This window comes from Micromonospora sp. ATLC20, assembly GCF_057196585.1.
This window is the reverse complement of record NZ_JBXUOV010000184.1, coordinates 1-11,334: the sequence shown is the minus strand read 5'-3', so window position 1 is coordinate 11,334 and position 11,334 is coordinate 1. Positions and strand designations below refer to the sequence as shown.

General features: G+C 75.7%; 7 protein-coding genes. 2 read left to right on the top strand and 5 right to left on the bottom strand.

What is annotated here, in order from left to right; all coding sequences use genetic code 11:
- Positions 1–393: phage shock envelope stress response protein PspM (gene pspM, locus AC2CHG_RS26350; RefSeq protein ID WP_484525798.1), on the top strand; the 393-nt coding region annotated here is incomplete at its 5' end.
- 145 nt (positions 394–538) lie between these two features.
- Here the strand turns inward: pspM and AC2CHG_RS26345 are convergent.
- Together AC2CHG_RS26345 and AC2CHG_RS26340 are read right to left on the bottom strand one after the other, a co-directional pair.
- The gene (locus tag AC2CHG_RS26345) at positions 539–4,186 is read right to left on the bottom strand and encodes a fibronectin type III domain-containing protein (protein WP_262013604.1); all 3,648 of its coding nucleotides are present in this window, start codon (positions 4,184–4,186) and stop codon (positions 539–541) included.
- Positions 4,187–4,316: 130 nt separating this feature from the next.
- Positions 4,317–5,138: a DNA-formamidopyrimidine glycosylase family protein gene (locus tag AC2CHG_RS26340; RefSeq protein ID WP_357209296.1), complete on the bottom strand. Its 822-nt coding sequence runs from the start codon at positions 5,136–5,138 to the stop codon at positions 4,317–4,319.
- A 108-nt stretch (positions 5,139–5,246) separates the two neighbouring features.
- On the opposite strand from AC2CHG_RS26340, the gene AC2CHG_RS26335 reads away from it, so the two are divergent.
- Positions 5,247–6,497 carry a hypothetical protein gene (locus AC2CHG_RS26335; protein WP_357209294.1) on the top strand — a complete coding sequence of 417 codons (1,251 nt, stop codon included), beginning with the start codon at positions 5,247–5,249 and terminating at the stop codon, positions 6,495–6,497.
- Between the two features lie 86 nt (positions 6,498–6,583).
- On the opposite strand, the gene AC2CHG_RS26330 is transcribed toward AC2CHG_RS26335, so the two are convergent.
- The 3 genes from AC2CHG_RS26330 to AC2CHG_RS26320 form a co-directional block, all read right to left on the bottom strand.
- Positions 6,584–7,402: an SAM hydrolase/SAM-dependent halogenase family protein gene (locus AC2CHG_RS26330; protein ID WP_402811582.1), complete on the bottom strand. Its 819-nt coding sequence runs from the start codon at positions 7,400–7,402 to the stop codon at positions 6,584–6,586.
- Entirely contained in the window at positions 7,399–7,737 is a 339-nt protein-coding gene (locus AC2CHG_RS26325; RefSeq protein ID WP_402811579.1) for a hypothetical protein, read from the bottom strand. The genes AC2CHG_RS26330 and AC2CHG_RS26325 overlap by 4 nt, the downstream gene beginning before the upstream one ends.
- A 30-nt stretch (positions 7,738–7,767) precedes the next feature.
- On the bottom strand, positions 7,768–11,334 hold a 3,567-nt coding region (locus tag AC2CHG_RS26320; RefSeq protein WP_484525797.1), incomplete at its 5' end, for an Lhr family helicase.

Here is an 11,334-nt window from a genome sequence, read left to right as displayed (position 1 = left end):
GCCGAGCCGTGGGCCCGGCTGGACCGGGCCGCGCTCACCCTGGCCGGGCTGGCCGGACGGCTGACCGGGCTGGCCGAGCCGGCGGTCCGGGAGGCGGCCGAGGCCGACCGGTCCCTGCGTGAGCTGGCGAACCGGGTGGCGGGCGTGGAACGCGCGGCGAAGCTGACCCCGCAGAGCACGCTGAACGAGGTGCACGCCACGCTCGTGGCCCAGTTGGAGGACGGGGTGGCCGCGTACGAGCGGCTGGTGGTGGCCGCCGCCGGTTACGTGGCCGAGGACGCGCGCCCGAACACCGAGCACCCGTCCGCCGCGCGCCTGACCGAGGCCACCGACCTGCTGCACGGCGTGGCCTCCGCCCTGGCCGAACTCCGCACCCCCCTCCGCGCCCCCTGACAGTTCCCTCCCCGCCCAGGCGCGCCCGACCAGCGCGCCCGACCAGCGCGCCCGACCGGCGCGGTCGATCATGAGGTTGACGGCAGTTTCGATCCAATTCGGCCGCCAACTTCGTGATCAACCCTGCGGCGGGGCGTGGACGGGGTCAGGTGGGGGTCGTGGTGCGTGTGGAGGGGGTCCAGGGGGACGTGCCGACGACGTTTGTCGCGCGTACCCGGTAGTGGTAGGTCATTCCTCGCGCGAGGCCGGTGTTGGTGAAGCCTCGGCCGGTCACGTGGAACGTCGCCGGTTCGCGGGTGAAGGCGGCGTCGGTGGCGCGCTGCACGACGAACCCGGCGCCCGGCCCGGCCGGCGTCGGCGCCGACCAGGTCACCGTCACGCTGGCCGTGTCCGGCCCGGACACGCTCGCGGTGACGCTCACAGCGGTCGGGGCGAGCGGCCGGGCCGGTGTGGTCACCGTCGCCACAGTCGACCAGGGTGAGGCGGCACCCAGGTACGTCGTGCGTACCCGGTAGTAGTACGTGGTGTCCGGCGCGACCGCCGGGTCCACGTGGGACTCGCCCACGGCGATGGCCGTGGTGCCCGGGCCGCTGGTGAACGTCGGGTTCGTGGCCCGCTGCACGTCCACCCCTGTCGCGAAGGAGTGGTTGGCCCAGCGCAGCGCCACCCGCAGCGGCCCGGTCGGCGGCAGCACCGCTGTCACCCGGGTCGGCGCGGACAGGTGCACCGCCGCCGGCACCGCGTTGGACCAGGACGAGCAGCTCACCGCGTTCTCGGCGCGGATCCGGTAGTGGTAGGTGACGCCGGGCGTGACGGTGGCGTCGGTGTACCGGGTGGCGGTGGCGGCCACCGTGATCTCGGTCAGGCCGGTGGTGAAGGTGCTGTCGGTGGCGCGTTGCAGCCGGTGGCTGGTGGGTACGGGCCGGCTGCCGTTGCCGGTCCAGGTCAGCGCGATGGCGGGGAGCGCGGTGGCGCTGCCGGGCGCCGGGGTGGCGGTGAGCCCGGTCGGCGCCTTGGGTGCCACGCGCACCACCAGCGGCCGGCTCATGCCCTGGTCGCGCAGTCCGGCCGAGCGGGTCTGCCAGCGGTACTCCCAGCCGAGGTTGACCAGCTGGTTGACCACGACAGCGGGGCGGCCGTCGACCGGGCTGACCGGGCCGGCGTCCAGCCGTACACCGGCCGGGCGGGTGGGGTCGAGCAGCCGTACGCTGTCGCCGATCTTGAACGGGAGGGCGGGTGGTACGGGACGCAGCGCCACCACGACGTCCTCCCGGGGGTTGACCCGGACGGTGTCCTTCCAGCCCAGCTCGCCCAGGTCCGGCGGGCGGACCGTGCCGTCCCAGCCGACCCGGTTGACCAGCTGTACGTCGCAGCCCTCGATGTGGACGGGATGGGTGCGCGGGGCGTCGCCGACGATCCGCCAGAGCTGCGTGCCGTCGCCTGGAGCGCCGACCGCAACGGCCGGGTCGGTGGCGTGCAGCACCTCGGTGGCCGGGTCGGCCGGGCCCAGCGGCAGGGTGGCCGGGGCGAGTGGTCCGGCGACCGGGTGGCCGACGCCGAGCCGTCCCACCGCGCGGCCGTGCCGGGCCTCGAACACCTGCCCGACCGACTTCACCGCCAGCGGCAACGTGACCGGGGCGGTCGCGCCCGCCGGGGTGAACGTGACCGAGGTGGCCCGCGCGGCGACGAGCGTCGGGCGGGGGGTGGTGGTGCCGATCGCGGTGTCGTACGCGGGTTGCGGCACGATCGGCGGCGGCTGGCTGCGGGCGTACGCCCCGGGTAGCCGCTCGGCGAGCCGCCGGGTGTCGTACGGCTGCGCGGGGGTGCCGGTGACCCGGATCTGGAGCAGGGTGCGGGTGTTCGGGCCGTACCCGGGGCGGGTGGGCGGCAGGCCACCGGAGGCGGTCCGGTCGGGCGCGCCGGTGTGGTGGTCGTAGCGGATGTCGAACCGGGGCAGCGGCGCGGGGCAGTCGTTGTAGAGGATGAGCGTGCTGCCGGGCGGCACTGTGGAGAAGTCCACCACCACGTCGGCCCGTTCGCCGGGGGCGAGCAGCAGCGCGTGCCCGTCCACGTTGAGCACCGTCGGGTCCTGCCTGTCGTACCGGTAGTCCACCGGCCGGTTGGTCAGCACCACAGGCGCGGGGAGCAGGCCGCCCTCGTTGCCGACCTGGATCATCTCGGGTCCGGCGGCGGCCGGGTCGGGCACGCCGCCGTCGCGTCCGTCCGCCGGCCAGTACGCGGGCCGCCCCGATGCGCGTACCGCCTCGACCATCGGCACCTCACCGGCGTCCGGGTCGGCCGGGCTGCCGTCCTCGCCCCACATCGGCGCGTCGGAGGCGGCCCGGTAGAGCTGGAGGTTGAGCGCCCGGTCCGCGCAGGCGTTGAGGATCCGCAACCGGTACGCCCGCGGCGCGACCTCCAGGTACGGGTAGGCCACGCCGTTCACGAGCGGGGTGTCGCCGTACGCCTCGGGCACGGCCGAGGGGTGCGGCACGCCCGGTACCAGCGGCGGCTCGTCCGGGTCGGTGTCGGGGTCGTGGTGCGGGTTCGGCACCGGGGCGACCCAGGGGCTGGCGCCGCCGTCCGGGTCGTGGGTCCACGGCCCGTAGTCCCAGCGTCCGGTCGGGTTGGTGCCGGTGAGCCGGTACGGGTTCTGCCGCGGCTGGTAGACGTGCGGGTGCCACAGGCTGCCCTTGGCGCCCCAGCGGTCCCGGTCCCAGGTGGGGTCCTGGGCGGCGAGCTGCGCGTCGTCGGGTACGAACGTCTTGTCCTCGATCACCAGCGGGAGCTGGTCGGCGGGGAGTATGCCGTCGTCGACCAGCCGTTCCTCGGCCGGGTCGGTGAGCAGGTAGAGCGCAATCTGCCCGGAGTAGACGGTGAGCCGGGACAGGCCGAGCGTGTTGTCGTGCAGCCACATGAGCCGGCCGCTCTGGTCGTTCGGGAAGTACAGCGTGGTGGCGCCCGCGCCGGGCGGCGGCATGTCCGGCACCGGCGTCACACAGACACCCGTCGGGTACGGGGTGATCTCGCCGGCCGGGGTCACCCACTGCCACGGGTTGCCGGCGCTTATCCACCCGGTCTGCGCGCCGGACAGGTGCGGCACGGCCCGGTTCTGCGGGTACGGCGCGGGACCGTCGAGCGGTCCGGCCCCGGCGCCGTCGACCGTCTCGTCGACGGGCAGGAACAGCTCGCCCGCTCGCCCGGTGGGGAGCTGGTTGATGAACTTGATCCGCACCGGACGGCCCCGCCGGGCCATGATCATCGGGCCGAGGTGCCAGGGGCGGTCGGGCGGGCCGACCGTGTTGTGCCCGGAGGCGTCGGTGCCCAGGTTGAGCTGCCGGTAGCCGCGCAGCCGGGTGGCGGGCAGGTCGCGGTGCAGGCGCTGCGCGTACTCCTGGAGGCCGATCTCGTAGTAGTCGCAGCCCGGCCAGGTGATGGTGTCCGGGACGGCGACCGGCAGGCGGGCGCCGAGCCCTGCGGTGGCCGGCCGCCCTGGTAGCGGCAGTGGGTCGACGAACTTGCGGATGCCGGTGCCGAGTACCGGGCGGCCGTCCGGGTCGAACGTGGGCAGCGGGCTGGCGGCGGTGTTCGGCACCGGGCCGAACAGGCGCGGGACGGCGGTCGGGTCCAGGCTCGCAGGCGCCGGACCTTGCTCGTCGTCGCCGTCCCGGGCGGCCGGAACGGCGGGCGCGACGGAACCGGCCGGCGCCGGGTCACCGGTGGGCGCGGTCTCGACGGCGACGACGGCGGCGCGGTCCGGGCGTCCGGGCCGGCTGCGGCGGAACAGCACCATGGCTCTCCCCGGGGTCGGGGCGCGCCGGCCGACACCCCGGCGTGGCGGGCGTACGCGCTGCTGACGATCCGTGAGCGGTCCACCGCAGCATGCGACGTCACAGGGGTGAGGCGGAAGTACCCAATCGTCCCTATCTCGGCCGATCTTGGGCGTTTCGTGGAAGTTCCACGGCGGGTTGGCAGGCCGGGCACCAGTAGGTGACCCGTTCGCCCAGTTCCTCCTTGCGGATGGCGGTCCCGCAGCGGCGGCACGGCTGGGCCCGGCGGCCGTACACGTAGCTGGTGCCGCCCCGGTGCAGCACCCCGGTGGTGCTCTGCGTCCAGCGGCCCCGGTTGGCCGCGAGCAGTCGCTGGGCCAGCGCGACGGTGCCTGGCAGGTCCGGCACCGCGCCGACCGGCGTCCACGGCGACACGCCGCGCAGGAACAGCACCTCGCACTTGTAGAGGTTGCCCACCCCGGCCAGGTTGCGCTGGTCGAGCAGCGCCTCACCGATGGTCCGGTCCGGGTCGGCCGCGAGCCGGCGGACCGCCTCGCCGGCGTCCCAGTCCGGCCCGAGCAGGTCCGGGCCGAGGTGGCCGACGAGCGAATCCTCCTCGGCCGTCGGCACCAGCGCCAGTTCGTGCAGGTGGTAGCCGACGGCGACAGCGGCGGGGGAGCGCAGCACCACCCGGATCAGGTGCGCCGGCCGTGCGCTCCAGCGCTCACCCGGCGCGTACGCCCGCCAGGCGCCGTCCATCCGCAGGTGCGAGTGCAGCGTCCACGGCTCGGCGTCGGTGCCGGTGAGGCGCAGCAGCAGGTGCTTGCCCCGGCTGGCCGACTCGCGCACGGTCCAGCCGGTCAGGTCCGTGGTGGCGAGCTGTGGCACGCGGAAGTCGGACCCGGTGAGCCGGGCCCCGGCGAGCGCGCGTTGCAGGACGCGCGCGGTGTTCCAGACGGTGTCGCCTTCGGGCACCCGGCCATTGTCCCCCGGCCGAGCAGAATTCGCATGTGTCGCTATTTGTACTGAGGTTCCACTTGATCTGCGGAAACGCCACGATCAGGGGGTTCTGAGGAGATGCCCATGGCACATTCACGACGTCGTACCGTCGTCGCCCTGACCGCCCTGCTCACCGTGGCCGCCGGACTGCCCGGCACGCCCGCGTCGGCCGCGCCCCCGCCTGCCGCCGTACCGTCCCGCGCCACCGCGCCCGGCCCCGAACGCTGGTCCGTCGACCTCGCCGTCGCCGGCGGCGACGACGTCAACGTCGCCTGGCGGTCCGGCCGCCTGCGCCTGGCCGACCCCCGGCCCACCGCCCGCACCCGACCGGCCGCCGTCGGCGGACCGGTCGCCGAGGGCATCCTGCTCTCCGCGCCGCGCACCCTGGACCGGCCCGCGACCCGGGTACGCGCACAGTTCGCCGCCCGCACCGGCGACGGGGGTACGGCGGTGGCCCAGGTACGCGGCTGGCGTGGCCGAGGCTGGACCGAGTGGCGCGACGCCACCGAGGCGGTGTTCGACGCACCGGTCAGCCGGGTGCAGGCGCGCGTCGTGCTGACCACCAGCGGCAGCGCGTCGGAGGCCACCGTCACCGGCCTGACCCTGGCCGCCGACAAGGTCGCCACCACGGCGGTCCAGCCGGCCGCCGCGCTCAGGTACCGGGTGTACGCGACCCGGATCGGCCTGGTCGGCGGCATCACCGCCAACGGGCACACGGTGGGTACCCGGGATCACTTCGCGGCGCTGCCCACCCGGCGCGGCCTGTCCCCGCGCAACACCGGCGACTACACCGTCAAGGTCTGCACGACGAACGGCAGCCGCTGTGAGTACGCCCCGGTGTGGGACGTCGGCCCGTGGAACACCCGCGACGACTGGTGGAACCCGGCGTCGGTCCGGGAGAACTGGAAGGACCTGCCGCGCGGGTTGCCGGAGGCGCAGGCGGCGTACCAGAACGGCTACAACGGCGGGCGCGACCAGTTCGGCCGTACCGTCCGCAACCCGGCCGGGCTGGACCTGGCCGACGGCACGTTCTGGGACGGGCTGCGGCTCACCGACAACGCGTGGGTGGACGTGACGCTGCTGTGGACCGGTGGCGGGGCGCGGGCCGTGGTCGGCTCCGGGCCGCTGAACCTGCGCGCCGGGGCGAGCACCTCGTACGCGAGCCGGGGACTGGCCGCCACGTACGCCCACGTGCCGGTGCAGTGCTACGTGACCGGGCAGCGGATCGCCGGCACGTACCGCACGACGACGAGGTGGTACCGCCTGGTGGGCGGCAACTACGTCAGCCACGCGTACCTGTCCTCGATCTACGGCGGCACAGTCCCCCGCTGCTGACCCTGCCCTTCCGCCCGCCCTCCCGCCCCTCCCCACTCTCCTCCGCGATCTTGCAGTTTCGGCCCTGCCCCTGGGGCATTCGCCCGTTATGCCGGGGCGCCAAGTGCAAGATCGCGGGGGAGACGGGTGATGGTGACCAGGGCGCCTGGGGTGGCTCGGAGGGTGTCGGCGGCTCGGCCGGTGTTCACCGCTATCGCGACCTGGGCGGCCGAGTCGACGTAGACCACCAGGGCGCCGGGTTCCGCGTCGCCGAAGGTGCGGCCGTGGACCGCCTCGTGGCCGTTCACCAGCACCCGAGCCGGCAGACCGTCGAGCAGCGTGCCCGGCGCGGCGAGCTGGACGTTGCCGAAGTGGTCGACGGTCAGCACCTCGGCGCTGAAGCCGCCGGGCTCGGCGCGTACCACCGGTTCCGGCAGCCGGACCAGCGTGCCCGGGTCCACTGCCGGTCCGGCCTCGGCCGGCGGCGCGCCGAGCGCCAGCCGGGCGGCGACCGGCGCGAACACGTCCCGCCCATGGAACGTGCGGGAGACGACCGGGCCGAGCCAGTCCGGGTTGGTCAGCTCCACCGCCTCGGTCACCCCGCCGAGCGCCTCCGCGGCCGGGATCAGCAGCCCGTTGTCCGGCCCGACCAGCAGCCCGCCGGGCGCGGCGAGCGCGATTCCGCGCCGCGTCGTGCCGACGCCCGGGTCGACCACCGCGACGTGCACGCCCCACGGCAGGTACGGCACCGTCTGCGCGAGCACCGCCGCGCCCCGGCGTACGTCGGCCGCCGGGATCAGGTGCGTCACGTCGATCACCCGGACGGCCGGGGCGAGCCGGGCCAGGACGCCGTGGCACGCCGCCACGAACCCGTCGGACAGCCCGTAGTCGGTGGTCAGCGAGACACACAGCGGGGTGCCGTTCACTTGTTGCCCGCCCCGGTCAGGTGCCGCGCCAGGCGCAGCTCGTCGTGCAGCGGGATCCCGTCCGCGCCGACCTGGGGAATCGTCGGCTTGACCGCCCGGGCGCGGTCCACGGCACCCGCGTCCACCGCCACGATGCGCAGTCCCCGGCGCTGGTAGAAGCGCAGCGCGCCGGCGAATCCGCCGCCGTCGTCGACAGCCACCAACGCGGGCAGGTCACGCAGGTCGTAGCGGGTGTCGTGGACCACCACGATCGGCCCGCCCCACTCCCGCTCGTGCAACGCCGTCAGCGCCGCGCGGTCCCCGTCGCGCGCCTGGCGTACCCGGATCGAGGCCACCGGCACACCCTAACCGGGGCGGCCGGGCGGTCAGCCGCGCAGGCGCAGCCCGCGCGGGGTGGCGCGGAAACCGGCGGCGGTCAGCGCGTTCCGCAGCGGGGACGCGTGCACGGCCTCGCCGTCGGCGCGTTCCACCGAGATCGCGCCGAGCGCACCGGAGTGCACCGCGTCGGCGAGCGCCTTGCCGGCCGCGCCGAGCGTGTCGGTGTCGTCGGTGAACGACAGGATCGTCCGGCCGCCCCGCTCCACGTAGAGCACCAGGTCACCGCCGACGAGCACGACAAGCGCGCCCGCCTTGCGCCCGGCCCGGTGGCCGGTGGCCGGTGCCGCGCCGTCGCCGGAGTCGACAACGCGTTCCGGCCAGGGCAGCGCCGCGCCGTACGGATTCGCCGGGTCGGTGGCGGCGAGCACTACCGTCGGGCCGCCCCGGCCCTGGCTGTCGTCGGCGAGCGCCCGGATGCGGTCCACCGCACCCGGCACCGCGAACTGCGCCGCGCCGAGCCCTTCGACGAAGTAGCCGCGCCGGGCCGCCCCGCGTTCCTCCATCGCGGACAGCACCGGGTAGACCCCGGCGAAGCCGCCGGTGACCTGCTCGGCCCCGACCGCGCCCCGGGTCACCACGCCGTGCCGTTCCAGCAGCAGATCGGCGAGGGCGGCGGCCCGGCGGGTGGGGTCGCTGTCGCGTTCGGGCAGCCGGGACCAGCGACCGGCCATCGTGGGCGGACCGCCACGGCTGGGCAGCGCCACCCGGCCCGGACGGCGGTAGCGGGTGCGCGGCGCCGACGGCCGGGACCGGTGCGCCCCACCCGCGCCGAGCGCCGCCCGCAGCGGCGCTAGCGTGTCGTTCGTGAGGTGGCCGGCCCACACCAGATCCCACACCGCGCCGGACAGGGCGGCGTCGTCGGTGGCGCCGACCCGGTCGGACAACGAGCGGAAGAACAGCGCCTGCCCGTCGGCGAGCGCGTCGAGCACCGACTCGTGCAGCGGGGTCAGCGTCAGCGCCTCGTCCGGCGGCGGGAGCAGCAGCGGCGCCACGTCGGCGTACGCGAGCGTCACCCACCCGTCGCCGCCGGAGATCGCGCCCGCGCCGGCCCACACCACCTCGCCGCCGGCGCACAGCTCGTCGAGCTGGGCGGGGGAGTAGTCGGCGACCCGGGCGGGCAGCACCAGACGTTCCAGCGCGGACGCCGGCACACTCACGCCCTGCAACTGCTCGACGGCGGCGGCGACCGCCTCGACGCCCCGGGCCGACGAGCCGACCTGCTGCCAGCGGGGCAGGAACGCGGCGAGCGCGCGCGGCGGCACCGGCTCGATCTCCCGGCGCAGGGCGGCCAGCGAGCGGCGGCGCAGCATGCGCAGCACCTCCGCGTCGCACCACTGGGTGCCCACCGTGTCCGGGGCGAACTCACCGGAGACCACCCGGCCGCCCGAGGCGAGCCGCCGCAGCGCCTGCTCCACCACGAACACGCCGAGCCCGAAGCGGGCCGCGCAGGTGGCGGCCGCGAACGGGCCGTGCGTACGGGCGTACCGGGCGACGAGGTCGGCGAGCGGATCGGCCACCGGCGCGAGGTACGCCTCCGCCACCCCGACGGGCAGCGCCACCCCGAGCGCGTCACGCAGCCGGGCGGCGTCCTCGACGACGACCCAGCGGTCCTCGCCGGCGATGCGGACCCGCAGCACCCGCCGGGCCGCGGCCAGCTCGTCGGTCCAGGACTCCGGCACACCGCGCTCGGCCAGCTCGGCGCTGCTCAGGTCACCGACCACGCGCAGCAGCTCGACCACGTCCTCCGGGTCGCGGGGGCGTCGCTGCTCGGTGAGCCAGCGCAGCTGACGGGCGGTCTCGGCGAGCACCTCCGGGTCGAGCAGCTCCCGCAGGTCGACCCGGCCCAGCAGCTCGCCGAGCAGCCCGGAGTCGAGCGCCAGCGCGGCGGCCCGCCGCTCGGCCAGCGGGGCGTCGCCCTCGTAGAGGAACGCGCCGACGTACCCGAACAGCAGCGACCTGGCGAACGGCGACGGCCGTTCGGACTCCACCTCGACCAGGCGTACCTTGCGGGCGGCCAGGTCGCGCATCAGCTCGCCGAGGGCGGGCTGGTCGAAGACGTCCTGGAGGCACTCGCGGGCCGCTTCCAGCGTGACCGGGAAGTCGGCGTACTCGCGGGCCACGTCGAGCAGTTGCGCGGCGCGCTGGCGTTGCTGCCACAGCGGCTGCCGCCGCCGGGGGTCACGCCGGGGCAGCAGCAGCGACCGGGCCGCGCACTCGCGGAACCGGGACGCGAACAGCGCCGACGTGCCCACCGACTCCTCGACGAGCTGGGCGATCTCGTCCGGCTCGAAGACGACCACGTCGGCACCGGGTGGCGTCTCGGCGGTGTCGGGCAGGCGCACCACGATGCCGTCGTCGGAGGGCATGACCTGGGCGTCCACGCCGTACCGCTCGGCCAGCCGGCGGCCGATCGCCAGCGCCCACGGCCCGTTGACCCGCGCGCCGAGCACCGAGTGCACGGCGAGCCGCCAGTCGCCCAGCTCGTCGCGGAACCGTTCGACCACCACCGTCCGGTCGTCCGGCAGCGCCCGGGTGGCCGCCTTCTGCTCGCGCAGGTAGTTCATCAGGTTGCCGGCGGCCCAGTCGTCCAGCCCGCCGGCGCGCAGCGCCGCCACCGCGTCGGCGTCGGACTGCCGCAGCAACGCCCGGACCCGGGCGCCGATCGCCCGCCCCAGCTCCACCGGGCGGCCGAGCTGGTCGCCCTTCCAGAACGGCATCCGGGCCGCCTGCCCCGGCGCGGGGGAGACGAGCACCCGGTCGGGGGTGATCTCCTCGATCCGCCAGGACGACGAGCCGAGCAGGAACACGTCACCGACCCGGGACTCGTAGACCATCTCCTCGTCCAGCTCACCGACCCGCGCGGCCCGCTCGGCGCCGGCCAGGAACACGCCGAACAGGCCCCGGTCGGGGATGGTGCCGCCGCTGGTCACGGCGAGCCGCTGCGCGCCGGGCCGGCCGGTCAGCACGTCGGTGGCGCGGTCCCAGACCAGGCGCGGCCGCAGCTCGGCGAACGCGGTGGACGGGTAGCGCCCGGAGAGCATGTCGAGCACCGCGTGCAGCGCCGAGTCGGGCAGCTCCGCGAACGGAGCCGCCCGCCGGACCAGCACCGCGAGGTCGCCGAGCCGCCACGGCTCCAGCGCCACCATCGCGACGATCTGCTGGGCCAGCACGTCGAGCGGGTTGCGCGGGTAGTGCAGCTCCTCGATCGCACCGGCGCCCATCCGCTCGGCCACCACGGTGCAGGAGAGCAGGTCGCCCCGGTGCTTGGGGAAGACGACGCCGCGCGAGACCGCGCCGACCTGGTGCCCGGCCCGCCCGACCCGTTGCAGCCCGGCCGCCACGCTCGGCGGCGCCTCGATCTGCACCACCAGGTCGACGGCGCCCATGTCGATGCCCAGCTCCAAGCTGGACGTGGCGACCACGGCGGGCAGCCGGCCGGACTTGAGCGCCTCCTCGATCTGCTTGCGCTCCTCCCGGGACACGCTGCCGTGGTGCGCCCGCGCGATCACCGCCGGCGCCCCGGCCGCCGCGCCGGACTGCGCCATCACCTCCGC

Coding starts and splice junctions, on each gene's coding strand:
- AC2CHG_RS26335 (WP_357209294.1), top strand. CDS start 5,247: ATGGCACATTCACGACGTCGTACCGTCGTCGCCCTGACCGCCCTGCTC.
- AC2CHG_RS26345 (WP_262013604.1), bottom strand. CDS start 4,186: ATGGTGCTGTTCCGCCGCAGCCGGCCCGGACGCCCGGACCGCGCCGCC.